We start from the raw sequence: 24,085 nt of genomic DNA, 5'->3' as shown, positions 1-24,085 counted from the left end.
CAGCGGCGGCATTTTTGGCCGCCGGGCCGCCCCAAGGCAAAAAGCGGCCCCTTCGGGGGGCAGCGGACCTTGCGCTGCAAGGGCAGCGTGGGGGCTATTTTTTTGTGTGGTCCGCATGTTCAGATTCCCGAGGCGGCCGGACCCGCCCAGCGCCGCGACAGCCACAGCACCAGCCAGGTGATCAGCCCCAGGCTGATCGACAGGCTGGCGGCCAGGGCGAAGTTGGCGTAGTTGGTGAACTCGTTGTAGATGGTGATGGGCAGCACCTCGAACTTGCTCGACAGCGTGAAGGCCGTGCCGAAGGCGCCGACCGAGGTGGCGAACACGATGGCGCCGCAGGCCAGCGTGGTGGGCAGCAGCTGCGGCCACCACACATCGCGCGCCACGCGCCAGCCATTGCCGCCCAGCGAGCGCGCGGCCTCTTCCAGGTGCGGGTCCAGCGCCTCGGCCGCTGCCGTGTAGGAGGCGATGGCGCGCGGCAGCGAGAAATACAGGTAGCCCAGGAACAGGCCCAGCAGCCCGTAGGCGAAGGTGATCCGCTCGCCGCCCAGGGCCACCGATAGGTCGGCCAGCGCGCCCTGGCGCCCGCCCAGCAGGATGATGAAAAAGCCGATGATCACGCCCGGAAACGACAGCGGCAGCGTCAGCAGCGACAGCAGCAGGCCGCGCCCCGTGAAGCGGTGGCGCGCCAGCGCAATGCCCATCACCGCGCCGATCAGCAGCGTGGCCAGGGTCACGGCCAGCGACAGGGCCAGCGTCTGCAGCAGGCTTTGCAGGTACAGCGCGTCGGTCAGCGTGGCGAAGTAGGTGCGCCAGCCTTCACTCGCCGGCAACGCCAGCAGCAGGCCGGCCGGCAGCAGCCAGAACGCGGCAAAGAAGGCCACGGCCGGCGCGCTGCAGGCCAGCAGCAGCGCGCGGGCGCGCCAGTCGCCTGGCGCTTGGGAGGGAATGCCCACGATGCAGTCCGCCTGGCTCAACGCACTTCACGCAGGTAGCGCGTGGAGAAGCCCTTTTGCACATCGGCCATCTTCTGGTAGTCCACCGAGGTGGCGCGTGCGTACTCGCTGGCGGGCAGGAAATGGCCGGCCACCTCCTTGGGCAGCGCCACGTCGCGCACGGGGCGCAGGTAGGCGTTGGCCCAGATGGACTGGCCCTTGTCGGACAGCACATAGTCCAGCACCTTCTTGCCGTTGTCCGTGTGCGGCGCCTTGTTCACCAGGCTCATCACATAGGGCATGACCACGGTGCCTTCCTTGGGGATCACGAAGTCCACGTCGGCCTTGTCCTTGTAGCGGGCGCGGTAGGCGTTGAAGTCGTAGTCCAGCAGGATGCCGATCTCGCCCGACAGCAGGCGCGCATACGAGGTCTGCTTGGGCACGATGGGCTCGTTCTTCTGCAGCTTTTTGAAGTAGTCGATGGCCGGCTGGAAGTTGTCCAGCGTGCCGCCCATGGCCTGGTTCACGGCCACGGCGCCCACATAGCCCACGAAGGCCGAGGCCGGGTCCAGGTAGCCCACCAGGCCCTTGTATTCGGGCTTGAGCAGGTCTGCCCAGGACTGCGGCACGGGCTTGCCGCCCAGCGCCGCCTTGTTGACCATGAAGCCCAGCGTGCCCGAGTGGATGGTCACCCACTCGCCCTTGGGGTCCTTGAGGCCTGCGGGAACCTGATCCCAGTTGGCGGGCTTGTAGGCGGCAACCACGCCGTCTTTTTGCGCCTGGATGGCGAAGGTCACGCCCAGGTAGGTCACATCGGCCACGGGGCTGGCCTTCTCGGCCACCAGCTGGGCCAGCGACTGGCCGGAGTTCTTGTTGTCGGGCGGCACGGTGATGCCGGTATCGGCCTTGATGGCCTTGATCTGCGTGCCCCAGTCGGCCCATTCGGGCGGGCAGTTGTAGCAGATGGCGCTCTGGGCCAGGGCCGTTCCGCAGACGGCGGTGGTGGCGGCCAGCAGGGCAAGGCGCTTGAAGGAGGGCTTGAAGGAGAGCTTGAAGGAGAGCTTGAAGGGGAGGGCAGGCAGTTTCATGGTGCGTACTCGAAGAGGTTGGGGAGCGTGGGGAAGGGAAGGGCGCGGCCTTGGCTTGCGCGGGCCGCTGTTGTTGGTTTCAGAGCCGGCAGGACTCTCCGCTGCGCCAGCCATGCGGCAGGCACAGGCTGTCTTGCGCGGCCAGGGTTTTCTTGCCCGCCAGCGCATCGCACAGCAGGCGCACGCAGGCCGAGCCGATGTCGTGGTTGGGTTGGGAAATCGAGGCCAGCGAAGGCGTGAGATCGCCGGCCATGGCAATCCCGTCAAAGCCGACCACGCTGAGGTCCGCAGGCACGCGGAACCCGGCCAGCGATGCCGCGCGGATGGTGCGTATCGCCAGCAGATCGTTGCTGCAGACAATGGCCGTGGGCGGCGCCTGCTCGGCCAGGTGCTGCTGCAGCATCTGCACGGCGGTGGCGGCAAAGGGCACCTCCCAGACGGGCAGCGGCGACAGGCCTGCGGCCTGCATGCCCAGCGCATAGCCACGGCAGCGCTGCTGGGCGCGGTCGGACGCGCGCAACTGGCCCGTGACCATGCCGATGCGGCTGTGGCCTGCCGCAGCCAGGCGCAGCACCAGCTCCCTGACGGCGCCCGTGTTGTCCACGCCCACGCAGGCATGCTCATGGGTGTGGTGATAGGCCAGCACATAGGGCTTGCCGGCCTGGCGCACACGCGCCAGCGCCGCCGAATCGCCAGGGTTGGAGACCACCAGCACCAGCGCATCCACCCCGCTGGCCAGCAGCCGCGTGGTGGCCGCGTCTTCACCGGCGTGGTCGTATTCGGTGGTGCAGGGCGAAATCGCGTAGCCGCGCAGCGCCGCCTGTGAGGCAATGCCCTGCAGGCACTCGGCAAACACCGGATTGGTGAGCGTGGGCAGCACCACGCCAAGCACCTTGCTGCTGCGCGTGCGCAGCGTGCGGGCGCTGGCGTTGGCCACATAGCCCACTTCCTGCGCCACGCGCAGCACCGTGCTGCGCGTTTGCGCATTGACCACCTCCGGCGAATTGAAAACCCGCGAAACAGTGGCGACGGACAGCCCCGCGCGGCGTGCAACCTCGGTGATGCTCATGGATGTAAACGATTTCTTGAAAACGTTTACATTGCACCCGCTGCGCGTGACGGTGCGGTGACGGAGGAGTGAAGGTTTTGTTGCGTATCAGGCGCTTGGCGGCTTGGGCCCTGGCGTTGCCCGGTACCTAGACTGCCGTAGATGCAGCTCGCTGGCGCCGAATCCAGCTGATGAAGGCCGAAAGCTCTGCGTTGAAACGAGCTCTGGGTGCCTCGGGCGTCCTTGACTGCGCCAGAAAGAAAGCCATGGACTGCGCCATTTCCGGATGGAGCTGCGCAAAGCAATCGGCGAACTCCTCCAGCGTGCGCGGCCAGAAGCCGCCTGAGCAGGGGCGCAGCACATTGGTGGCCCGGATCAGCTTGCGTGCGGCTTCGCGTTGCAGGCGCAGGGCCTCCATGTCGTCCCTGGTTCCGGAAATGCGCTGCAGGTAGTCGTTCAGCACCTGCACGTAGTCGCCATTGACGGCCTGTGCAATCGCCCTGGACGGCTCGAACGCCTCAAACTGCTGCGCCAGGTCCGCGCCGTGGATGCAGCGGCACTCATGCTTGAGCCAGTAGCCCCAGCTGTAGAGATGGGCCGGGTCCAGCACCTCTTGCCGAGTGCCCAGGTCGAAATCGATCTTCGCGACTTCTTTGTGACGTAGTTGCAGGTCCTGGCGCCGCTGCTCCAGCCGGGCGCTCTCCTGCCTGGACAGGGGGCGGGCCAGCACGATCGTCAGGTCCAAGTCCGAGAAGCCCGCCCTTGCGCAGCCGCGCGCCACGCTGCCATACAGGTAGAGGCTGTCCAGCGCCTCGCCAAGGTCGCTGGCGATGGCTGCGCGCGCATCGTCCACCAGGCGCTGGAACTCGGGCTGGACAGGATCGTTGGGGATGAGGTCCAGAGTGCGGGTCGCGTGAGGATCGCTGCAGGAGTGCATGGGGATGCCTGGGCTTATCGCCCGCTCATTCGTCTGCCGCAAGCCGCGCATAGAGCGCATAGTCCCTGGGCATTCCGCGAACCAGCCTGAACGAACGCAGCAGCCCCTCATGCCGATACCCGCAGGCCTGCACGACCTTGGCCGAGGCCTGGTTCGACTCCAGCACCGCAGCCTGGATGCGGATGAAGCCGTATTCCTGAAAGGCCCATCGGGTCACTGTCGCGCACAAGGCCTTGGCTATGCCGCGTCCCCAGTACTCCGGGGCGAGGTCGTAGGCGATTTCGGCGGTGCGGTTCACGTCGGAGATGGTGTGGAAGCCGATGCTGCCCACCATCCGGCCACTGCGGGCATCGACGACGGCCAGGCGGCGCTGGGAGTCGGCGGACGGGGACTCGAACGCATCGAACAGCGGCAGCAGGTCGTCGCCTGAGGCGAGGTTCCAACTGGTGTGCTCGGTGACGGCGGGCAGCCTCAGGTAGGCGTACCAGGCGCCGATGTCCGAGCGTTCGATCTGGCGAAGGGAGATTCCGGGCAGCTCCGGTACGGGGGGATGGTGTATGCGCATGGGTTCCGGGATGGCAGCGCCGGCTTGCCCGGCAGGCACGATTGTGGACCGGCGCCAGCGCGAACTCTGTGAACAAGCCTGAAACCTACAACCCGCCGACAGGCCCAGGCATACGATTTGTAGCGATTGGAAACCGCCCACCGCTTGCGGCATGCCGCATGCCGCAAGCGCGCAGGCGGGGTCCAACGCCAAGAATCACAACTCCAAGCCTCCTATGTCTTCATTCGATACCCAACTGCTGCTCATCGCGCTGGCCAGCGTGCTGGTCCTCGTCGCGCTGATCGTCTCGCGCATCCGTCTTCATCCCTTGCTGGCGCTGCTGGTGGTTTCCATTGGCGTGGGCTTTGCCACCGGCATGGCGCCGGGCGAGATCGTCAAGAACCTCACCAATGGGGCCGGCAAGACGCTGGGCGCGGTGGGCGTGGTCATTGCCCTGGGCGCCATGCTGGGCAAGATCCTGGCGGACTCCGGCACCACGGAGCGGCTGGCCAGTGCCATCCTGCAGCGCACGTCCGAGCGCATGATTCCCTGGGCCATGACCCTGGTGGCCTTCGTGATCGGCATTCCCATGTTCTTCGAGGTGGGGCTGGTGGTCATGCTGCCGCTGATCTTCAGCGTGGCGCGCAAGCTGGAAAGCAATGAGCGCTTCAAGGGATCGGCCTATGTCTATGTGGGCGTGCCCGTGATCGCCGCGCTGGCCGCCATGCACGGCATGGTGCCGCCGCACCCCGGCCCGCTCACCGCCATTGCCACGCTGCACACCACTGTCGGCCCGACCATGCTGTACGGCTTTCTGGCTGTGATTCCCGCCATGGTGCTGGGTGGCCCGCTGTATGGTGCCTTCATCACGCCGCGCATGAGCACGCGCCCCGATGCAGCCCTGCTGGAGCAGTTCACATCAGGCAAGAAGGAAGGCGGGGAGGGCAGTGCGCCCAGCATCGGCATGGGCGTGTTGTGCGCCTTGCTGCCCGCGCTGCTGATGCTGGTGCATGCGCTGGCCGAGGTGCTTCTGCCCAAGGATTCGGGCCTGCTGCATGCGGCGGCCTTCCTGGGCAATCCGCTGGTGGCCATGCTGCTGGGCGTGGTGTTTGCCTCCATCACCCTGGGCTATCTCCGCGGCGCCGATGCAGAGAAGCTGCGCGACGCGCTGGGCCAGAGCCTCAAGCCCATCGCCGGCATCATGCTCATCATTGCGGGCGGCGGCGCCTTCCAGCAGATCCTGACCAGCGCCAAGGTGGGCGATGCCATCGTCCACATGACCCAGCAGTTCGCCCTGCCTCCGCTGGTGCTGGGCTGGATGATCGCCATGCTGCTGTCGGTGTCCACCGGCTCTGCCACCGTGGGCATCGTCGGCGCGGCGGGCCTGCTGGCGCCGCTGGCGGCCTCCGATCCTTCGCTGAACGTGCCGCTGCTGGCGCTGGCCATCGGCTGCGGCTCGCTGTTCTTCAACTACGCCAACCACGCGGGCTTCTGGATGGTGAAGGAGTCGTTCGGCATGAGCATGGGCGAGGCCACCAAGACCATTACCGTGGTCCAGTCCATCGTGTCCTTTGTGGGCCTGCTGATGGTGCTGCTGTTCAACCTGCTGCCCAAGCTGGGATAGGTGAAAGGCATGAGGCGGGCCGCCGGCGGCCGCTTCGATGCCGCGGCAACCACCAAGGCAGTGCACTTCTTCCGGTTCGACTGCGAATTGCCCCAGTCGCGACAGGGAAAATGCCGCCCCGTACAGGTGCGGTACCCGGCGCCGCTTCAACGCGCGGCCGGCAATTCACCTATACTGATGGAGGTGCTGTCCTTGTTGTTCGCCTCCTCAGTGCCCGTCTGACACCTTCGCGGTCTCCGGGCTGCCGTTAGCCGCCCACTGTCACAAAGTCTGTGACGAGGTCCGCAACTGTCACTCTCAACGGCGAGCACCACGCGAATCCAACCCACCTCCCGGGTCCGCACTCTCCCTGCCACCTGCAGGGTCCTCTTTTTCCCTTTTTCGATGCTCCGCTGCCTGCGTGCAGCGGTCATCCTGCGCTGGCCCAAGGCCGCAGCATGGTGCTGCACCAGCAACTTGCGGCGACGCAACCCTTTCAACATGTACTCACAGGAGTCCCATTGGCTAAAGAAGAACTGATCGAAATGCAAGGCCGGGTAGACGAAGTGCTGCCTGATTCCCGCTTCCGCGTAACGCTGGAAAACGGCCACCAGCTCATCGCCTATACCGGCGGAAAAATGCGCAAGCACCGCATCCGCGTGCTGGCCGGCGACAAGGTGACGCTTGAAATGTCGCCCTATGACCTGAACAAGGGTCGCCTCACGTTCCGCCACATCGAGCAACGCTCCGGCGCACCGGGCCCGCGTCCTCCGCAGCGCCGCTGAAGCCCGCCGGCCCGCTTCTGTTGCAGAGCGGGCATTCGGGGCGCAGGCAGGACCGGGCTCTGTGCCTGGTTGCCTGATCGGCAGCCCCAGTCAGCTTCCCAAGCAGCCCCGACGGCCCGACCGCCTGGAGGGCACCAGACGGATCAGGCGAGTCCGTCTGCTTATTTGGACATGGCGTCCTTGCCCATGGAATCCTTCTTCATTCCATCCTTGGACATGCCGTCCTTGTGCATGCCATCCTTGTGCATGCCGTCCTTGGACATCGAGTCCTTCTTCATCCCGTCCTTGGACATGGAGTCCTTCTTCATTCCATCCTTGGACATGGAGTCCTTCTTCATTCCATCCTTGGACATCGAATCCTTGGACATGGCTCCGTTGGACATGCCGTCCTTCGCCATCTCATCCGCAGCGAATGCCGTGGTGGCGCCGGCCAGGGCGAGGCAGGCGGCGAGCACGGTGGTGGTGAGCTTGGTCATTTGAGTCTTCCTTTGGATTAGCGGTTTGCGGGATTGCAAATCGGCCGGCTTTGGATGGGCACGGCCTCGCACCTTCGTTGGCGGCCCAGCGGCTTGGAAGGCCGCTCAACTGCCTCCGAACCAGTTGTAGCCCTGGTCTTCCCAGTAGCCGCCGGAGTAGGTGTTGGTGACGAACATGGCCTGGATGTGCTTCGGGTTCTTGTAGCCCAGCTTGGTGGGCATGCGCAGCTTCATCGGAAAGCCATATTTGGGCGGCAGGGGCTGCCCGTCGTAAGTCAATGCCATCAGCGTCTGCGGATGCAGGGCCGTGGCCATGTCGATGCTGGTGAAGTAGTCGTCAACGCACTTGAAGCCGACGTACTTGGCGCTGGTGTCGGCGCCTATGTGGCGCAGGAAATCGGCAAAGCGCACGCCGCCCCAGCGGCCTATGGCGCTCCAGCCTTCCACGCAGATATGGCGCGTGATCTGTTCTTCCTGCGGCATGGCGCGCAGCTCGGCCAGGGTCCAGGCATGGCGGTCGGCGACCATGCCGGTCACCTCCAGGCGCCAGCTGGCCTCGTCCACCTCGCGCACCTCGTCCTCTCCGTAATAGGCATTGAAGGGGAAGGGGCGCGTGATCTCAGCTGCGGAATAGGTGGGCGCCAGCCGCGAGGGGCTGAACAGCAGGCCCTGCATGCGGTCGTTGAAGCGCGATACCTGGCTGAGCGCGGCCTCGACGTGGCTGTCATCGCTGATGCTGCAGCCCGTGAGCAGGGACAGGCCGCCCAGCGTGAGCGAGCGCTGCAAGAAGGTGCGGCGTGCGGGCTGGTCCAGCTTGCGGGCGATCAGCGAGCGTGCCTCGCGCACCACGGCCTCGCCATCGACGCCGGGCAGGGAAGGGGCTTTGAAGATTTTCATGGTGTCTTGGGCGCACGGCCGTGGATCATGGTCAGGAAGGTCCGGGGCACCAGGGCGACCATTGCCAGGTGCACGACCATGAAGGCCACCAGAGCGGACATGCCGAAGAAGTGCACGCGCCGTGCGGATTCATAGCCGCCCAGCAACTCGCGCAGCAGCGGGAACTGCACCGACTTCCAGAGCACCAGGCCCGACAGCACGATCACCACCAGGTCCAGCACCACGAACAGGTAGGCCAGCTTTTGCACATGGTTGTAGCGGGCCGGGTCGGCGTGCGAGAGCCGGCCCTTGAGGGCGGCCACCAGGTCCTGGCGCACGCCCTGCACGCTGACGGGAAAGAACTTGCGCAGCCACCGGCCGCTGGCGATGTTGAGCAGCAGGTACAGCAATCCGTTGAACACCAGCAGCCACATGGCCGCGAAATGCCATTGCAGCGCTCCGCCCAGCCAGCCGCCCAGCGTGATCGAGCCCGGAAAGCTGAAATCAAAGAACGGCGCTGCGTTGTAGATGCGCCAGCCGCTGGTCACCAGGATGACCACGGCCAGCGCATTGAGCCAATGCGTGAGGCGCAGCCACAGCGGGTGGATGCGCTGGCCATCCTTGGGCTGTGCCGGTTGGGGGGTGATGAGGGCGGTGTTCATGGATCCCATTGTTGGAGGGACCCTGTAGCGGATGTATCACGCAAACTTCAATTAATCGTGATAACTCCCAAGGCCGGCTCAGCCCGCCTGGGCGCACCCGGCCAGATAGTCCACCAGCGTGCGCGCCGCAGGCGATAGCCGGCTGCCGTCCCTGAAGCAGATGGCGAACTGCCGCCGCGCCCAGGCATCGGTGAGCGGCACCATGTGCACACCCTGCGCGCCCTGCACACCCTGACCGGGGCCCGCCATGCCCAGGATCTCCCTGGGCATGATGGCCACGCCCAGGCCGGCGCGCACGCAGCGGATCGTGGCGTCGAAGGAGCTGACCACGGCGCGGTAATTGATGGGCCGGCCGATGATGGCCGCCGCCCGCGCCAGCATGGTGTAGACGGCCGTGGAGGCGGGCAGGCCCACATGCTCGCAATCCAGCGTTTCGCTGAAGCTGCAGCTGTCGCGCAAGGCCAGCGGGTGGCCGGCCGGCACGGCCACGGCCAGGGTGTCGCAGCGGTAGGGCAGGGTCTGCAGGCCCTCCAGATCGGCCGCGTTCCAGCACACGCCCACCAGGGCCAGGCCTTCGCGGATGGATCGGATGATTTCGCTGCTGGTCAGCTCCTCGATATCCACGCGGATCTGCGCGTGCTCGGGCTTTTGCAGAAAGGCCGCGATGTCATCGGGCAGCGACTCGGCAATCGACGAGACCGAGGCCAGTATCCGCACCTGTCCCTTCACGCCATGCTGGTAGGCCGCCATGTCGCGGGCCGCGCGGTCGGCGCTGGCCAGCATGGCGCGTGCATGCTCCAGCAGCATCAGCCCGGCTGCCGTGGGCACCACGCCCCGGCGGTGGCGCTCCAGCAGCGGGGCCTGCACCTGCTCTTCCAGCAGCGCCATGCGCTTGCTGATGGCCGATGAGCCGATGTGCTGCTGCTCGCCCGCGCGGGCGATATTGCCCAGGTCGCATGCCGCGACAAAGAGCCGCAGGGTGGTCAGGTCCAGATCTTTCATGGTGGTTATGGATTTCCATTTGGGAAACTCTGAGGCGAAAAATTATCGCTTCTGCACGCTGATGGGAATGTCTAAAGTGCCATTCAAGACAAACCACTCCACGCGAACCTTCCCATGCCAGAACCCATCCGTGCCCTGCAGTCCGCCGTCATCCGCGAGGTCGGCCTGCGCGATGGCCTGCAAAGCATCCAGACCGTGCTGTCCACCGAGCGCAAGAAGGAATGGATACGCGATGCCTACGCTGCCGGCCAGCGCGAGATCGAAGTCGGCTCCTTCGTCCCTGCGCGCCTGCTGCCCCAACTGGCCGACACGGCCGAGCTGGTGGCCTATGCCCGAACGCTGCCGGGCCTGTTCGTCTCCGTGCTGGTGCCCAACATGCGTGGTGCCGAAAGCGCCCTTGCCAGCGGGGCCGACCTGATGCTGGTGCCGCTGTCGGCCAGCCATGCCCACAGCCTGGCCAACCTGCGCAAGACGCCCGATGAGGTCGTGGCCGAGGTGGCCCGCATGCGTGCCGCACGCGATGCGGCGGGTTCGACGATGCTGATCGAGGGCGGCATTGGCACGGCCTTCGGCTGCACGCTGCAGGGCCGGGTGGAACCGGCCGAGGTGCTGCGCTGCATGCAGGCGCTGCTGGACGCGGGGGCCGACCGCGTCAGCATGGCCGACACCGTGGGCCATGGCGGGCCGGGCCAGGTGCAATCGCTGTTCGAGCAGGCGCGGCGCATTGCGGGCGAACGCTTTTGGTGCGGCCACTTCCACGACACGCGCGGCCTGGCGCTGGCCAATGTGCATGCCGCACTGCAAACCGGCGTCGCGCGCTTTGACGCCACGCTGGCCGGCATCGGTGGCTGCCCCCATGCGCCCGGCGCCAGCGGCAATGCCTCCACCGAAGACCTGGCCTTCATGCTGGACACCATGGACATCGACACGGGCCTGGACATCGAGGCCCTGCTGCGCCTGCGCGCCAAGGTGGCCGCCTGGCTGGACGGCGAAAGCCTGCACGGCGCGCTGTGGCGCGCGGGCTTGCCGCGCAGCGTCAAAGCCGACGCAGCCCCTGCCGCTGCATGAACCCCTTACCTTCCCACGAGCACACCTGTATGGCCACCGAACCCCTGCTGCCGCTGTCCGGCATCCGCGTCATCGAATTCACCCACATGGTCATGGGCCCCACCTGCGGCATGATCCTGGCCGACCTGGGTGCCGAAGTCATCAAGGTCGAGCCACCGGGCGGCGACAAAACGCGCACGCTGCCCGGCCTGGGCATCGGCTTTTTCCGCAGCTTCAACCGCAACAAGAAAAGCGTGGTGCTGGACATCACCACCGAAGCGGGCCGCGCCACCGCTGCCGAACTGGCCGCTGGCAGCGACGTGGTGCTGGAGAACTTCCGCCCCGGCCTCATGCAGTCCCTGGGCCTGGACCACGCCACGCTGTCGCAGCGCTCGCCCGGCCTCATCTACGTCAGCCACAAGGGCTTTTTGCCCGGCCCCTACGAAAAGCGCCTGGCGCTGGACGAGGTGGTGCAGATGATGGGCGGCCTGTCGTACATGACCGGCCCCGTGGGCCGGCCGCTGCGCGCGGGCACCAGCGTCAACGACATCATGGGCGGCATGTTCGGCGCCATCGGCGTGCTCGCCGCCCTGCGCGAGCGTGAGCGCACCGGGCGCGGCCAGGAGGTGCAAAGCGCGCTGTTCGAGAACTGCGTCTTCCTGTCCTCCCAGCACATGCAGCAGTACCTGATGACGGGAGAAGCACCGCCGCCCATGCCCTCGCGCGTATCGGCCTGGAGCGTCTACGACGTGTTCACCCTGGCCGGTGGCGAGCAGCTGTTCATCGGTGCCGTCAGCGACAAGCAGTTCGCCACCCTGTGCCGCGTGCTGGACCGCGCCGACCTGCTGCAGCGCCCCGAATACGCCGACAACGCCGCCCGTGTGGCCGTGCGCCCTCAACTGCTGGCCGAGCTGGGCGCCATCCTGGCCAGCCATGAATCGGCCCGGCTCGCGCCGCAGCTGGAGGCCGCAGGCATTCCCTACGCGCCCATCACGCGGCCCGAGCAACTGGTGGACGACCCGCACCTGCGCCAAAGCGGCGGCCTGGCTTCCATGCAGACCGAAGACGGCGGCCAGACCGACGTGGTGCTGCTGCCCCTGCTCATGAACGGCCACCGTCCCGGCGTGCGCATGCCGCTGGCCGGAATTGGCGAGCACACCGAAGAAATACTCGGAGCCCTTGCATCACGGACCTGACAGCCAACCCCGGGCGCCGAAGGCCGCAGAAAAACCACCCCGGCGCGCATGAGACAACACAAAAAGGAGACAACCCCATGCACTCGTCCCATCCCTTCCGCCGCCGCACCCTGCTGGCCCTGGCCGGCGCATCGCTGGGGGCCGCTGCCCTGGGCGTGCGCGCCCAAAATGGCACGCCGCTGCGCGTCATCCTGCCCGTGGGGGCAGGCTCGGGCGCCGACACCATCGTGCGCTCGGCCCAGACCGCGCTGGTGCGCTCGCTGGGCGGCCAGCCCGTGGTCATAGAGAACCTGCCGGGTGCGGGCGGCATCACGGGAACGCAGATGCTGGTCAAGGCGCCGGCCGATGGCAACACCATCGCCTTCATCTCCAACAACCACGCCGTCAACCCCAGCGTGTTCAAGAAGCTGCCCTACGACAGCCTGGCCGACATCACGCCGCTGTCCATCGTCGGCGGCTCGCCCTTCGTACTGGTCGTGCACCCCAAGGTGGCGGCGCGCAATGCGCGCGAACTGCAGGCGCTCATGAAGGCGCGGCCCGGCGACCTCAACTACGCCTCGTCCGGCAACGGCACCATCTTCCACCTCGCGGCCGAAGTCTTTCTGGACGCGGCCGGCACCACGGCACGCCACATTCCCTACAAGGGCGTGGGCCAGATGGTGGTGGACCTGCTCAGCGGGCAGGTGGACTTCGGCGTGATCGCCGTGGGCACGGCGCAGGCGCACCTCAAATCCGGCGCGCTGCGTGCCATCGGCATCATGGGCCGTGAGCGCGTGGCATCGTTGCCCGATGTACCCACCGTGGCAGAGCAGGGCTTTCCCGGCGTGGACATCGCCGGCTGGGTGGCCGCCATAGGCCCCAAGGGCATGCCGCCCGCCCAGGTGCGCCGCCTGCACGACGGCATCGCCACCGCCTTTGCCGACCCCGAGGTCAAGGCCGGCTTTGCACGGCGCGACGAATACACCGTGCTCAACAGCCCCGAGGCAGCAGCCCAGTTCCTGCGCTCCGAACAGGAGCGCTTTGCGCGCCTGGTCAAGAAGGCCAATGTCACGCTGGAGTAAGCGCATGGCCCTCTATCGTTATCGGAACAAGGCACCGCTGCTGCCCGCATCCGCCTATGTGGCGGCCGAGGCCACGCTCATCGGCGACGTCACACTGGGCGAGGGCGCCAGCCTCTGGCCCGGCGCCGTGGCGCGCGGCGACAACGAACCCGTGCGCATAGGCGAGGGCAGCAACGTGCAGGAAGGCGCCGTGCTGCATGCCGATCCCGGCTTCGCGCTCACCCTGGCTGCCCATGTCACCGTGGGCCACCAGGCCATGCTGCATGGCTGCAGCGTGGGGGAGGGCTCGCTCATCGGCATACAGGCCGTGGTGCTCAACGGTGCCGTCATCGGCGCGCACAGCCTGGTGGGTGCCGGCGCCATCGTCACCGAAGGCAAGCAGTTCCCTCCGCGCTCGCTGATTCTTGGCGCCCCCGCCAAGCTGGTGCGTACGCTCAGTGACGAAGAAGTCGCGGGCCTGCTGCAAAGCGCCGCCAGCTACGTGGAGCGTGCAATGTCCTTTCGCCAGGAGCTGCAGCGCATTGACTGATTCCCTGAACCCGCTGACCGACGCCGTGCGCATGCCCGCCGCAGCGCTGCAAGCCTGGGCTGCTGGCGTGCTCCAGGCCTTTGATGTGAGCGCATGCCACGCGCAGGCCACCGCCCAGGCACTGGTGCGCACCAGCCTGCGCGGCGTGGACACGCATGGCGTGGCAAGACTGCCGCCCTATGTGCAGCGCATCCGCGAAGGCACCATCCATACCCGGGCCAAGCCCAGCCTGCAGGAGCGCAACGGCCTGCTGCGCTGCCATGGCGACCATGCCCTGGGCCAGCCCGTGCTGGAGCTGGCGCTGCAAGCCTGCCTGGACAGGGCCGCAAGCCAGGCCGTGGTGGCCTGCCACATCGAGGCCTGCGGCCACCTCGGCGCCCTGGGCGTGCTGCTGCTGCCCGCCGTGGAACAGGGCTGCATGGCCCTGCTGTGCCAGCGCACGCCGTCCATCATGGCCATGCCCGGTGCCACGCGGCCTGCGTTGGGCAACAACCCCATCGCCTTCGCCGCGCCCGTGGCCGGACGGCCGCCACTGGTCTTCGACATGGCCCTGAGTGCGGTCGCACGCGGCGCCGTCATGGCTGCCGTCCGCGACGGCCATGCGCAAATCCCGCCGCATTGGGCGCTGGACGAACACGGCCATCCCACCACCGATCCCCACGCCGCACTGCAGGGCGCCATGCAGCCCATGGCCGGACACAAGGGCCTGGGCCTGGCCATGGTGGTCGAGTGCCTGGCGGGCGCGCTGGGCGACGGCCATTTCCGGCCCGCTGTACCCGGATCGGCGGAAGGTTCCACCGCCAACGCCTGCGCCTTTCTGCTGGTCATCAACCCAGCCCTGGCCGCACCGTCACCCCAGGGATTTGACAACTACATGGCCAACTGGATCACCGGCCTGCTCGCGGCCCAGGGCACCCAAGGCCGCTATCCCGGACTGCGCCAGCATGAATGCGAGCTCCAGCGCCGCGCCGAAGGCATCCCTCTGTCGTCTGCGCTGATCAATGAGTTGCAGGCGCTGGCGCGGCTCAGCGGGGTGGCGCTGGCGTTGTGAGCGACTGATTTTTTGGAGAGCGCGGTTTTCAACTGGGCCAGGCTGAGCTGCTGGCCTTCCAGGCCGTAGGTGCGATCTTTGCCGCCTGCCGCATGCATTTCGATCACGGTCACTTCTCCCAATTTCCCCCCAGATTGGTCGCAAGAATTCCTTGGCAACTCCAGGAAAAGACCATGATTGATTTCTCGCAAACCAACGCTTCACGCATTCGCCCGGCCCTGGTGCTGGCTGTGGCGGCCTTCGCGGCGGCCTGCAGCCATGCGCAGGGCCACGGGGGGCACGGCAATCCGCCGTCGCCGCCGCCCGAGGCCTATACGGCCTGCCAGGGCAAGGCCGAGGGTGACAGCGTGACCCTGACCATGCCCGATGGCAAGACGCTGGCCGGCACCTGCCGCAGCCTGAACGGGCAGCTGGTGGCCATGCCGGCCGGCGGGCCCGGCGCAGGTGGGCCGCCGCCCCATCCGCAGCAGTGATCGCGTGGCCCGGCGGGCCACGCCGCCGGGCTGTCTGCAACCCCATGGGCCTGCGCACAGGCCCTCATGAAAAGCCATCCCCATGAACCACTCTCACGATGCCCATGATCTTGCCCACGACCTGGGCCTTCAGCACGATCTGCAAGTCATGGCGCGCCGCCTGTCCGAGCGCCGCCGCCTGTTGGGCCTGATGGCTGCCGGTGGCGCTGCCGCGCTCTTGTCCGCCTGCGGTGGCGGTGGAGGTGATTCCGGTGATTCGACAGGGACCGGCACGGGAACCGGGACAGGAACGGGCACCGACACGGGAACGGGCACAGGCACAGGTTCGGGAACCACGACCACCACCTGCATGGTCGATCCCACGGAAACCGAAGGCCCTTACCCCGCCGACGGCTCCAACGGCTCGCGCGGCAGCCTGGTCAACGTGCTGTCGCAAAGCGGCGTGGTGCGCAGCGACCTGCGCAGCAGCTTTGGCGGCATGAGCGGCACGGCTGCGGGCCTGCCGCTGACGCTCAAGATCACCCTGGTCAACGTCAGCACCAACTGCAGCCCGCTGGAAGGCTATGCCATCTACCTGTGGCACTGCACCCGCGAGGGCGAGTATTCGCTGTACTCCACCGACCTGCTCAACCAGAACTTCCTGCGCGGCGTGCAGGCGACGGACAGCAATGGCGAATGCACCTTTGTGACCATCTTCCCGGGCTGCTATGACGGGCGTTGGCCGCACATGCACTTCGAGGTGTTCCGCAGCCTCAACACGGCCGGCAGCTACACCAACAAGCTGCTGACCTCGCAGATGGCCATGCCCAAGGACGTGGCCAGCGCCGTCTATGCCGGTGTCAGCGGCTACAGCGCCAGCGTCTCCAACCTGTCGCGGGTCAGCGTGACATCGGACAATGTCTTCGGCGACAACACCAGCGAGCAGATCGCCTGGCAGACGCCCACCTTCACCGGAGACACCACCAATGGCCACACCGCCACGATATCCATCGGCATTGCCGTCTGACGCAGGGACTGAATGAGCCTTCGCCTCCCGCGCCTGAAGCTGCAGCACAAGGCCTTCTTCGCCCTGGCCGTGCTGCTGGTAGCCCTGCTGCTGGTGTTTCTCGGCTTCTCCCGCCTGGGCCTGCAACGGGGCCTGGGTCCGTACATGGCCGAGGTGGAGCTGACCGGCATGGACGGGCTGGCCGAGCGGCTGGTCCAGCACCATGAGCAAAACGGCGGCTGGGATGCGGCTCGCGCCAACCCCGGTTTCTGGCGCGACATGGTGCGCCCGGGCGCAGGCATGGGCCGGGGCTTTCCTGCGGGCGAGCCCGGGCCACGGCCCCCCATGCCCATGCCGGAGCCGAGGCCTGGTTTTGAGGGAAGCCACGGTCCGGGGCCTGGCCCGGAGTTTCCGCCGCCACCTGGGCCGGAAGGCGGAGAGCCTGCCGATCGATCAGATCGCTCAGATCGCTCAGATCGCTCAGATCGCTCAGATCGCTCAGATCGCTCCGACCGTACAGACCGCCCCGGCCCGCCGCCGGACCGCCCGTTCGGCGGCCCGTGGGCGCGCGTGGGCCTGCTGGATGCCCAGGGCCAGCTCATCTCCGGCATGGCGCCGCAGCCCGGTGCGGCGCACCGCGTTCTGCGCGCCGCCAACGGGCAGGCCATTGGCGAGATCGTGCTGTCCCCCGTGCAGACAGGGCAGGGCATGCAGCGCGACCTGGACCGCGCCTTCCTCGCGCAGCAGATGGGCTTTGTGGCCTGGACCGGGCTGGCCGGCCTGCTGCTGGCGCTGCTGCTGTCGGCCTGGCTCACGCGGCGATGGCTGGAGCCGCTGACCGCCTTTGTCGACGGCCTGCGCGGCATTGCGGCCGGGCGGCTGGACACGCGTGTGGCCATCAAGGGCGATGCGGAGCTGGCCCGCCTTGCGGAAACCTTCAACGACATGGCCGTGCAACTGGCCACCATGGAGGCCTCGCGCCAGCGCTGGCTGGCCGACGTGGCGCATGAGCTGCGCACACCGCTGTCCACCATGCGCGCCGAGGTCGAGGCCGTGCAGGACGGCGTGCTGCCGCTGGACGACCGCATGGCGCTGCGCCTGCACCGGCAGATCATGCGGCTGATACGGCTGGTCAGCGACCTGCGCGTGAGCCTGGACGACCCGCAGGCCCTGCACGGCTCGGGCCATGTGCCCGTGCATGTGCTGACCCTGCTGGGCGAGGCGCTGGACGGCGCGCGGCCCGGCTTCGAGCAGGTGGGCATTGGCCTGGACCGCTCCACCGTGGACCAGCTGGCCGCGCGCATTCCGCCGCCGCTGGTGCAGGGCGACCCGCACCGGCTGCACCAAGTGTTTGCCAACCTGCTGGAAAACAGCCTGCGCTACACGGCTGCGGGCGGGCGGCTGCAGGTGTCTGCCGAAATCGTCCAGATGCAGGACCGCAGCATGCTGCAGCTGCGCTGGGACGACACGGCTCCCGGCGTGGCCAGCCAGCACCTGCCGCGCCTGTTCGACCGCCTCTATCGCGTGGACGCCTCCCGCGTGCGCGACGGCGACGGCCTGGGCGGCTCCGGCCTGGGGCTGGCCATCTGCCGCACCATCGTCCAGGCCCATGGCGGCAGCATCGAGGCGGCTGCCTCGCCGCTGGGCGGCCTGCGCATCACGCTGTGGCTGCCCTTGCTGGAAAATCCCGCGCCATGAAGCCTGCCCGCATCCTCCTGGTCGAAGACGAAACCGACATGGCCGCCATCGTCATCGACTACCTGCGCCATGCAGGCTACGAAGTCGAGCACATCCGCCACGGTCGCGAGGCGCTGGACCGCATGCTGCGCTCCCCGCCCGACCTCACCGTGCTGGACATCATGCTGTCGGGGCTGGACGGCCTGGACATCCTGCGCCAGTTCCGCCCCCACAGCGCCAGCCCCGTCATCCTGCTCACCGCGCGTGTCGAGGAAATGGACCGCCTGCTGGGCCTGGAGCTGGGTGCGGACGACTACATCTGCAAACCCTTCGCCCCGCGCGAAGTCGTGGCCCGCGTCAAGGCCGTGCTGCGCCGCAGTGCCGGCCCCGGCCCCGCGCAGCAACGCCTGACGCTGCTGCCCGAGCAGGGCCGCGCCATGCTCAACGGCAGCGTGCTGCCGCTGACCAAGCGGGAGCTGACCTTGCTGCAGGCCCTGATGCGCCAGCCCGGCCGCCTGTACTCGCGCGCGCAGCTGCTGGAGCTGGCCTGCGCCGACACGCTGGACGTGAACGAACGCGCCATCGACAGCCACATCAAGAACCTGCGCAAGAAACTCAAGGCGGCGGACGACCGCCATGAGTGGATTCGCTCCGTCTATGGCGTGGGCTTTGCGTTCGAGCCCGATGGCGGGTCCGACACGCGGGCGCAGTGAAGGCCCGGCGCGGGCAGGGCGCAGCCCCTACCTCGACTCGTCGAGGTGCTCCATGAACGTGGTGCCCGTGTAGCGGGAGCGGAACAGGCCGGCCTCCACCAGGCGCGGCACCAGCTGCTCCAGAACGCAATGCAGGGACTCGACGGAGCCGCCGGGCGCGGCCAGAAAGCCGTCGATGGCGCCGGCAGCGCTCCACTGGGTGATCTGCGCCACGGCATCGTCCACCGTGCCGACCACCTGCCAGTGCGCGGCGGAGAGGATTTCCGGCCGCAGCAGCAGCTCGTCGATGCGCAATGACTCGCGTTCCATCAGGCGCCTGAGCAGGCCCGCATGCGTGCGGCTGGACGGGGTTGCCACGGGCTGCGGAAGGTCGGCTGCGGTGATCGGCCGGTCTGCGGGCCAGTCCGTCAGGTCCAGGCCGACCATGGCCTTGATCGATGCCAGCTTGCGGCCCCTGTCCACCCGGCCGTGCGTCTGCTGGAACATCTCCCGGGCCTGCTCGCGGGTGTCGGCCAGGTACAGGCTCAGGCCGGGCAGCAGGCGCACATCCCGCGCCTGGCGGCCATGGCGCTGTGCGCGCTGAGACAGGTCCCGGCGCAGCTCCAGCGCTGCGTCCAGGTCCGGCGTGGGGGCGAAAACAATGTCTGCCACCGATGCGGCAAAGTCGCGCCCGGTGCTGGATGCTCCCGCCTGCACCAGCGGAATGCGCGGGCCACCGAACTCCGGCAGGTTCAGCGGGCCGCGCACCTTCAGGTGCGGTCCCTCGTGGTCTATGGGGTGGACCAGCGAGGCGTCGGCGTAGCGGCCGCTGTCCCGGTCGATCTTCAAGGCCTCGTTGGGGAAGCTGGCCCACAGCCGGCGCACCACGTCGGTGAACTCTGCGGCCCGCGCATAGCGTTCATCGGCATCGGGCATGGCCTGCAGCCCGAAGTTCTCGTGGCCCTGCAGGGCCGTGACAATGTTCCACCCGGCGCGGCCGTTGCTGATCCAGTGCAGCGACTGCAGCTGGCGCGCCACCGCATAGGGCGGGAAAAACGTGGTCGATACCGTGGACACCAGGCCGATGCGCGAGGTCTCGCGCGCCAGCGCGGCCATCAGCACCGTGGGGTCCAGGCTGGCGAAGCCCGCGCCCGTCTCCAGCGCCTCCATGGGCAGAAAGCTCACGTCCGGGCGGAAGACGAAGTCCAGGTGCGCGGCCTCGGCGCGCCGGGCCAGGTCCAGGGCGAAGTCGCTGGAGTACAGCCCTTCGATATTGCTGCCGGGCCGCCGCCAGGCGTCGCCGCTCAGCCAGGTGGGGGCCAGCGAAAGGCCGATGTGCAGGGGTTTGCGGGTTGTCATGTCTGCTGTCATTCCCATCTCAGAACGTTCCCCGCACGCCCACGCCGATCATGCGCGGCGCGGTCATGCTGGCCTCGATGCCGCCGATGCCGCGGTTTTGCTGCAGATACGTCGGTGCGCGCCTGTCGAACACGTTCTTGATATAGCCGTACAACTGCACGCGCGTGCTGTAGGCATAGGTCATGCGCAGGTCGGCGATGGTGTTGGAGCCGACCGCATAGGCGCGCGTGTTGGCGGTATCGGAGTAGTAGCCGTCCAGATGGCGCACCTGGCCGGAGACATTGAACCGGGGGCTGGCGTCCCAGCTCACGCCCAGGCTCAGGTTGTAGCCGGGCGAGCGGGCGAAGCGGTTGTGCTCGTAGCCGGGGTTGCTGCCCATCTCCTCGATGCGGGTGCGCAGCACGCCCACGCCTGCCTTGATCCGCAGGTTGTCCAGCGCGCGGTAGTCGGCACCCAGCTCGAAGCCGTAGGCATGGGCCTTCTCCGCGTTGATGGTGTAGGACTGGGCCACGCCCGGGGAGATGACCACGGGGATGTTGTACTGCGCATCCCGCATGTCCATGTAGAACAGGTTGGTGTTGAGCATCAGCCGGTCATCGAGCAGGCTGGCGCGGCTGAACAGCTCGTAGTTCCAGATCGACTCCTTCTTGAAATACGCCCATTGCCGGCTGGTGAGGTTCAGCGACACACCGCCCGGGTTGTAGCCCCGGCTGACCAGCGCGCCCACGGTCCAGCGCGGTGTGGCGGCATAGGCCAGTGACAGCTTGGGCAGCAGCGCCGAGAAGGTTTTCGTGTAGTCGAGGGCGGTGGGTGCCAGCACCGAAGTGCCGGTGCGCACCACCTCATCCTGTTGGTAGCGCAGGCCGCTGGTCAGGGTCCAGCGGTCGGCCAGGCGCCAGTTCAGCTCGCCGAAGACGCCCAGGTTCTTCTTCGTGTCGTCGAAGGCGGACAGGCCGCGCAGCAGCAGGCTTTCGTCCGTGCCGGTGCGGGCGTAGTAGACGCCGCCGAAGCCGCTCAGGCGGTCCTTGTCGCTGCCCACCAGGGCGCGGAACTCATTGGAGACATTGTTCTGGCGGATATCGGCATCGCCCTCGCCGGGAATGCCCGTGTAGCGCTGCACGGACGAGCGCGAATACTGGGACTGGTTGACCAGCCGCACGCCGTTGCCCAGCTCGTAGCTGAGGTCGAGGATGCCGGTGTCGGTCTTCTGCTTCCAGCTGGGCATGGTCGTCGTCCAGTGCTCCAGCGCGGTGAACGGAGCGGACGCCGCCTCCTGGCTGGGGCGGTTGCTGTCGTTGTGGGAATAGGTGAACTTGGCCTCCAGGCCCGGAACGCTGCTGGGCAGCCACAGGAACTTCATGCGTGCGTTCAGCGCGCGGAAATCCTGATCGGCCTGGCCCCGCTGGAACTGCGGATTGGTGTAGTCGATGAAGGTATCGCGCCCCGAGTAGTCCACGGCCAGCCGCGCGGCCAGCTCCTCGCCCACGGGGCCGGAGACGGCGATGGACGCACGCCGCGAGTGGTAGTCGCCCGCCTCCAGCTGGTAGGCCCCTTCGCGTTTGAAGCTGGGGTCCTTGGTGTTCACGACGATGGCGCCCGCAATGGCATTGGCGCCCTGCGAGGTGGTCTGCGGGCCGCGGAACACCTCGATGCTCTCCACGTCCCAGACCGAGGTCGCGCCGAAGAACATCTCGTTGTAGTTGAGGTAGTGCCCATCCAGGTTGATGGTGGCGCGCGGCACCGTGCCGCCCCAGAAGACGTTCTGGCCGTTGTTGGGCCCCTGCGTGTCCTGCCCGCGGATGATGGGCGCACCCACCGTGTCGGTGTAGACCACGTTGGGCACGTCGTGCAGCACCTCGTGGACCGAGGCGTTGCCGGATTCCTGTCGGGCCAGGTCCTTGCCGGCCTTGACCGACACGGAGGAGGCCGTGTCCTTGAGTTCGCGCCTGACCTTTTCTCCGCTAACCACGACCGCTTCAAGCGCGTTGGATTCCCCCCCGGAACCCGACGCGCCCTGAGCGAAGGCGCCGGCCGGCGCCATCAGGGTAGAGAGTGCGATGGCGCCCGCCCGGGACGGGAGCCTGCGATGGAAACACAGCTTCACAGCATCTTCCTTTGATGAGAATGATTCGTATTTTTCAAAGGTCGCCATCATGCATTGAAATTCCACAGTAGGGAATGCATTCCCACATGCGGAAGAAAAAAACAGCGGCGAAATGGTGTGTGCGCACCTGTGCAGAGCCTTCGGCAGAGCCGGTATCATCGACACCGGCGGCGCCTGCGCCCCCACCTGCGATGCGCCTGGTACAGGCAAGAAAGCCCAGCCCTTGAAAACAACAACACCTCAGACGACAGCCGGCGAGAAGCGCTCCGGCACCATCCAGTCCGTCTCCATCGCCACCCGGTTTCTCATGGTCCTGGCCAATGCCGAAAGCGAGCTGGCGCTGGGCGAGGTGGCCCGGCGAACGGGAACGGGGGGCTCCACGGCCCACCGCTACCTGCAAAGCCTCGTCAAGGAAGGCTTGGCCAAGCAGGACCCGGCCAGCGGCCTGTATGACCTGGGCAGCGCGGCGCTGAGCATCGGCATTGGCGCGCTCAAGCGTGTGGATGCGGTGGAGATTGCGGCGCAGCGCATGAAGGCGCTGACGCACAGCCATGCGCTCAGCGGCGGCGTGGCCATCTGGACCGACCGGGGGCCCACCCTGGTGCGCTGGTACCGCAGCGCCTACTTCTCGATCAACCCGCTGGCGCTGGGCGACATCCTGCCCATAGACAACACCGCCTGCGGCCTGGTGTTCCAGGCCTTCCTGCCCAAGGCCACCATCGACGCCGCACGGCGCCAGCAGCCCGCCCATTTCCGTGGCAAGCCGCCGGCCAAGGCCGTACTCGACGAAGTGCGCGAGCGCTGCTGGTCCGAGATGACCAGCCACCTGCTGTCCAACGTCACGGGCCAGGCGGCGCCGGTGTTCGATGCGCAGCATGAAATCGTCTGCGCGGTCACCACCGTCTCGGACCTGGGCCAGCTCAAGTCGCCGCAAAACCGGGTCGCGCTGTTCCGCGAGGCCAGCCTGATCAACCAGTCCACGGGCGGGCGGGCCTTCGGCGCAGATTCGCCTTGAAAGCCGCGCCGGGAAAAATGCCCGGGCGCCTCAGTTCCCTGCGGCGCGCTCCACGGCATTCACGGCCCTGCGCCCCCTGGGCACCACCAGGGGCGTCCCCGACACGGGGTCCGCAATGATCACGGCCGGCAGGCCGAACACCTCCTGCACCAACTGCTCCGTGAAGATCGCCCCGGGCGCGCCCTGCGCGGCAATGCGCCCGTCGCGCATGGCGATCAGGTGCGAGGCATAGCGGCAGGCCTGGTTGAGGTCGTGCAGCACCGCAACCACCGTGCGGCCGGCGTCGTTGAGATCCGCCAGCAGCTCCATCAGCTCGATCTGGTGGGCGATGTCCAGGAACGTCGTGGGCTCGTCCAGCAGCAGGATCGGCGTCTGCTGCGCCAGCACCATCGCAATCCACACCCGCTGGCGCTGGCCGCCTGACAACTCGTCCAGCAGGCGGTCGGACAGTGCTGCCACATCGGTGGCCTGCATGGCCTCGGCCACGGCCTGCTCATCCGCGTCCGTCCACTGCCTCAGGAAGGATTGATGGGGGTAGCGCCCCCGCGCCACCAGGTCCGCCACCGTGATGCCCTCGGGCGCCACCGCGCTTTGCGGCAGCAGGCCCAGGCGCCGCGCCACCTCCTTGGCGGGAAATTGCGAGATGTGCCGGCCATCCAGGATGACCTGCCCGGCCACCGGCACCAGCAGCCGCGACAGCGCGCGCAGCAGGGTGGACTTGCCGCAGGCATTCGGCCCCACGATGACGGTAAAGGAGCCATCGGGAATGGCAAGGGACAGGCCCTGCGAAATCGTGCGCTCGCCGTAGCGCAGCGTCACCGCATCAGCACTCAGGCGCTGCGTCATGGCCGGTCATTTCCCACAATCGATAGGTCCTTCGGTGTTTGCAATGTGGAATGAATTCTACAATACGGAATATGCTGAAGACGCCGCCCTGGCG

General features: G+C 67.4%; 24 protein-coding genes. 12 read left to right on the top strand and 12 right to left on the bottom strand.

What is annotated here, in order from left to right; translation table 11 throughout:
• Positions 1-119: 119 nt before the first annotated feature.
• From LGR64_RS14280 to LGR64_RS14260, 5 genes are all read right to left on the bottom strand, one after another.
• The gene (locus LGR64_RS14280) at positions 120-977 is read right to left on the bottom strand and encodes an ABC transporter permease (protein WP_230355865.1); all 858 of its coding nucleotides are present in this window, start codon (positions 975-977) and stop codon (positions 120-122) included.
• Positions 974-2,023 carry an ABC transporter substrate-binding protein gene (locus tag LGR64_RS14275; protein ID WP_230355863.1) on the bottom strand — a complete coding sequence of 350 codons (1,050 nt, stop codon included), beginning with the start codon at positions 2,021-2,023 and terminating at the stop codon, positions 974-976. Before LGR64_RS14275 ends, LGR64_RS14280 begins: the two co-directional genes overlap by 4 nt.
• Positions 2,024-2,102: 79 nt before the next feature.
• Entirely contained in the window at positions 2,103-3,092 is a 990-nt protein-coding gene (locus LGR64_RS14270; RefSeq protein WP_141833403.1) for a LacI family DNA-binding transcriptional regulator, read from the bottom strand.
• Between the two features lie 127 nt (positions 3,093-3,219).
• Positions 3,220-4,008, bottom strand: coding sequence for a nucleotidyltransferase domain-containing protein (locus LGR64_RS14265; protein ID WP_141833402.1), 789 nt, complete (start codon positions 4,006-4,008; stop codon positions 3,220-3,222).
• Positions 4,009-4,033: 25 nt separating this feature from the next.
• Complete coding sequence (locus LGR64_RS14260; RefSeq protein WP_141833400.1) at positions 4,034-4,573, bottom strand: GNAT family N-acetyltransferase; 540 nt, start codon at positions 4,571-4,573, stop codon at positions 4,034-4,036.
• A 214-nt stretch (positions 4,574-4,787) separates the two neighbouring features.
• On the opposite strand from LGR64_RS14260, the gene LGR64_RS14255 reads away from it, so the two are divergent.
• Together LGR64_RS14255 and infA are read left to right on the top strand one after the other, a co-directional pair.
• Positions 4,788-6,176 (top strand): GntP family permease, encoded by a 1,389-nt coding sequence (locus LGR64_RS14255; protein WP_016453662.1) that lies wholly within the window; start codon positions 4,788-4,790, stop codon positions 6,174-6,176.
• Positions 6,177-6,676: 500 nt separating this feature from the next.
• A complete protein-coding gene (gene infA, locus LGR64_RS14250; protein ID WP_012204971.1) occupies positions 6,677-6,940 on the top strand; it encodes a translation initiation factor IF-1 in 264 nt (87 codons plus the stop codon).
• 161 nt (positions 6,941-7,101) lie between these two features.
• On the opposite strand, the gene LGR64_RS14245 is transcribed toward infA, so the two are convergent.
• The 4 genes from LGR64_RS14245 to LGR64_RS14230 form a co-directional block, all read right to left on the bottom strand.
• Positions 7,102-7,416: a pentapeptide MXKDX repeat protein gene (locus tag LGR64_RS14245; protein ID WP_141833394.1), complete on the bottom strand. Its 315-nt coding sequence runs from the start codon at positions 7,414-7,416 to the stop codon at positions 7,102-7,104.
• Positions 7,417-7,521: 105 nt separating this feature from the next.
• Positions 7,522-8,313 (bottom strand): molybdopterin-dependent oxidoreductase, encoded by a 792-nt coding sequence (locus tag LGR64_RS14240; protein ID WP_141833392.1) that lies wholly within the window; start codon positions 8,311-8,313, stop codon positions 7,522-7,524.
• Entirely contained in the window at positions 8,310-8,963 is a 654-nt protein-coding gene (locus LGR64_RS14235) for a cytochrome b/b6 domain-containing protein (protein ID WP_141833390.1), read from the bottom strand. Before LGR64_RS14235 ends, LGR64_RS14240 begins: the two co-directional genes overlap by 4 nt.
• 69 nt (positions 8,964-9,032) lie before the next feature.
• Complete coding sequence (locus LGR64_RS14230) at positions 9,033-9,956, bottom strand: LysR family transcriptional regulator (protein WP_013802887.1); 924 nt, start codon at positions 9,954-9,956, stop codon at positions 9,033-9,035.
• Between the two features lie 114 nt (positions 9,957-10,070).
• On the opposite strand from LGR64_RS14230, the gene LGR64_RS14225 reads away from it, so the two are divergent.
• From LGR64_RS14225 to LGR64_RS14185, 9 genes are all read left to right on the top strand, one after another.
• Complete coding sequence (locus LGR64_RS14225; RefSeq protein WP_141833300.1) at positions 10,071-11,024, top strand: hydroxymethylglutaryl-CoA lyase; 954 nt, start codon at positions 10,071-10,073, stop codon at positions 11,022-11,024.
• Between the two features lie 29 nt (positions 11,025-11,053).
• Positions 11,054-12,199 carry a CaiB/BaiF CoA transferase family protein gene (locus LGR64_RS14220; protein WP_328511974.1) on the top strand — a complete coding sequence of 382 codons (1,146 nt, stop codon included), beginning with the start codon at positions 11,054-11,056 and terminating at the stop codon, positions 12,197-12,199.
• A gap of 77 nt (positions 12,200-12,276) precedes the next feature.
• Positions 12,277-13,260 (top strand): tripartite tricarboxylate transporter substrate binding protein, encoded by a 984-nt coding sequence (locus LGR64_RS14215; protein WP_202759848.1) that lies wholly within the window; start codon positions 12,277-12,279, stop codon positions 13,258-13,260.
• A 4-nt stretch (positions 13,261-13,264) separates the two neighbouring features.
• Positions 13,265-13,789, top strand: coding sequence for a gamma carbonic anhydrase family protein (locus LGR64_RS14210; RefSeq protein ID WP_198819442.1), 525 nt, complete (start codon positions 13,265-13,267; stop codon positions 13,787-13,789).
• On the top strand, positions 13,782-14,840 hold the full coding sequence (locus tag LGR64_RS14205) for an Ldh family oxidoreductase (protein WP_230355861.1): 1,059 nt from the start codon (positions 13,782-13,784) through the stop codon (positions 14,838-14,840). Before LGR64_RS14210 ends, LGR64_RS14205 begins: the two co-directional genes overlap by 8 nt.
• Positions 14,841-15,013: 173 nt before the next feature.
• Positions 15,014-15,313 carry a hypothetical protein gene (locus LGR64_RS14200; RefSeq protein ID WP_016448111.1) on the top strand — a complete coding sequence of 100 codons (300 nt, stop codon included), beginning with the start codon at positions 15,014-15,016 and terminating at the stop codon, positions 15,311-15,313.
• A gap of 82 nt (positions 15,314-15,395) precedes the next feature.
• Positions 15,396-16,319, top strand: a complete 924-nt coding sequence (locus LGR64_RS14195; RefSeq protein WP_230355860.1) for a dioxygenase family protein — start codon at positions 15,396-15,398, stop codon at positions 16,317-16,319.
• Between the two features lie 12 nt (positions 16,320-16,331).
• Positions 16,332-17,996, top strand: coding sequence for an ATP-binding protein (locus LGR64_RS14190; RefSeq protein ID WP_230355858.1), 1,665 nt, complete (start codon positions 16,332-16,334; stop codon positions 17,994-17,996).
• Positions 17,993-18,688 (top strand): response regulator, encoded by a 696-nt coding sequence (locus tag LGR64_RS14185; RefSeq protein ID WP_230355856.1) that lies wholly within the window; start codon positions 17,993-17,995, stop codon positions 18,686-18,688. Before LGR64_RS14190 ends, LGR64_RS14185 begins: the two co-directional genes overlap by 4 nt.
• 27 nt (positions 18,689-18,715) lie before the next feature.
• Here LGR64_RS14185 and LGR64_RS14180 read toward each other — a convergent pair whose 3' ends face one another.
• A complete protein-coding gene (locus LGR64_RS14180; protein ID WP_230355854.1) occupies positions 18,716-20,026 on the bottom strand; it encodes an NtaA/DmoA family FMN-dependent monooxygenase in 1,311 nt (436 codons plus the stop codon).
• Positions 20,027-20,045: 19 nt separating this feature from the next.
• Positions 20,046-21,995 (bottom strand): TonB-dependent receptor, encoded by a 1,950-nt coding sequence (locus LGR64_RS14175; protein WP_230355852.1) that lies wholly within the window; start codon positions 21,993-21,995, stop codon positions 20,046-20,048.
• 358 nt (positions 21,996-22,353) lie between these two features.
• Here LGR64_RS14175 and LGR64_RS14170 point away from each other — a divergent pair, with 358 nt between their 5' ends.
• A complete protein-coding gene (locus tag LGR64_RS14170; protein ID WP_230355850.1) occupies positions 22,354-23,145 on the top strand; it encodes an IclR family transcriptional regulator in 792 nt (263 codons plus the stop codon).
• 30 nt (positions 23,146-23,175) lie between these two features.
• On the opposite strand, the gene LGR64_RS14165 is transcribed toward LGR64_RS14170, so the two are convergent.
• On the bottom strand, positions 23,176-23,991 hold the full coding sequence (locus LGR64_RS14165; RefSeq protein WP_074923959.1) for an ABC transporter ATP-binding protein: 816 nt from the start codon (positions 23,989-23,991) through the stop codon (positions 23,176-23,178).
• Positions 23,992-24,085: the final 94 nt, after the last annotated feature.

This window comes from Delftia sp. Lp-1, assembly GCF_020523835.1.
Classification (GTDB): domain Bacteria; phylum Pseudomonadota; class Gammaproteobacteria; order Burkholderiales; family Burkholderiaceae_C; genus Comamonas; species Comamonas acidovorans.
This window is presented reverse-complemented; position numbering and strand designations above follow the sequence as displayed.

Coding starts and splice junctions, on each gene's coding strand:
- LGR64_RS14275 (WP_230355863.1), bottom strand. CDS start 2,023: ATGAAACTGCCTGCCCTCCCCTTCAAGCTCTCCTTCAAGCTCTCCTTC.
- LGR64_RS14270 (WP_141833403.1), bottom strand. CDS start 3,092: ATGAGCATCACCGAGGTTGCACGCCGCGCGGGGCTGTCCGTCGCCACT.
- LGR64_RS14265 (WP_141833402.1), bottom strand. CDS start 4,008: ATGCACTCCTGCAGCGATCCTCACGCGACCCGCACTCTGGACCTCATC.
- LGR64_RS14260 (WP_141833400.1), bottom strand. CDS start 4,573: ATGCGCATACACCATCCCCCCGTACCGGAGCTGCCCGGAATCTCCCTT.
- LGR64_RS14255 (WP_016453662.1), top strand. CDS start 4,788: ATGTCTTCATTCGATACCCAACTGCTGCTCATCGCGCTGGCCAGCGTG.
- LGR64_RS14245 (WP_141833394.1), bottom strand. CDS start 7,416: ATGACCAAGCTCACCACCACCGTGCTCGCCGCCTGCCTCGCCCTGGCC.
- LGR64_RS14240 (WP_141833392.1), bottom strand. CDS start 8,313: ATGAAAATCTTCAAAGCCCCTTCCCTGCCCGGCGTCGATGGCGAGGCC.
- LGR64_RS14235 (WP_141833390.1), bottom strand. CDS start 8,963: ATGGGATCCATGAACACCGCCCTCATCACCCCCCAACCGGCACAGCCC.
- LGR64_RS14230 (WP_013802887.1), bottom strand. CDS start 9,956: ATGAAAGATCTGGACCTGACCACCCTGCGGCTCTTTGTCGCGGCATGC.
- LGR64_RS14225 (WP_141833300.1), top strand. CDS start 10,071: ATGCCAGAACCCATCCGTGCCCTGCAGTCCGCCGTCATCCGCGAGGTC.
- LGR64_RS14220 (WP_328511974.1), top strand. CDS start 11,054: ATGGCCACCGAACCCCTGCTGCCGCTGTCCGGCATCCGCGTCATCGAA.
- LGR64_RS14215 (WP_202759848.1), top strand. CDS start 12,277: ATGCACTCGTCCCATCCCTTCCGCCGCCGCACCCTGCTGGCCCTGGCC.
- LGR64_RS14210 (WP_198819442.1), top strand. CDS start 13,265: ATGGCCCTCTATCGTTATCGGAACAAGGCACCGCTGCTGCCCGCATCC.
- LGR64_RS14200 (WP_016448111.1), top strand. CDS start 15,014: ATGATTGATTTCTCGCAAACCAACGCTTCACGCATTCGCCCGGCCCTG.
- LGR64_RS14195 (WP_230355860.1), top strand. CDS start 15,396: ATGAACCACTCTCACGATGCCCATGATCTTGCCCACGACCTGGGCCTT.
- LGR64_RS14190 (WP_230355858.1), top strand. CDS start 16,332: ATGAGCCTTCGCCTCCCGCGCCTGAAGCTGCAGCACAAGGCCTTCTTC.
- LGR64_RS14185 (WP_230355856.1), top strand. CDS start 17,993: ATGAAGCCTGCCCGCATCCTCCTGGTCGAAGACGAAACCGACATGGCC.
- LGR64_RS14180 (WP_230355854.1), bottom strand. CDS start 20,026: ATGACAACCCGCAAACCCCTGCACATCGGCCTTTCGCTGGCCCCCACC.
- LGR64_RS14165 (WP_074923959.1), bottom strand. CDS start 23,991: ATGACGCAGCGCCTGAGTGCTGATGCGGTGACGCTGCGCTACGGCGAG.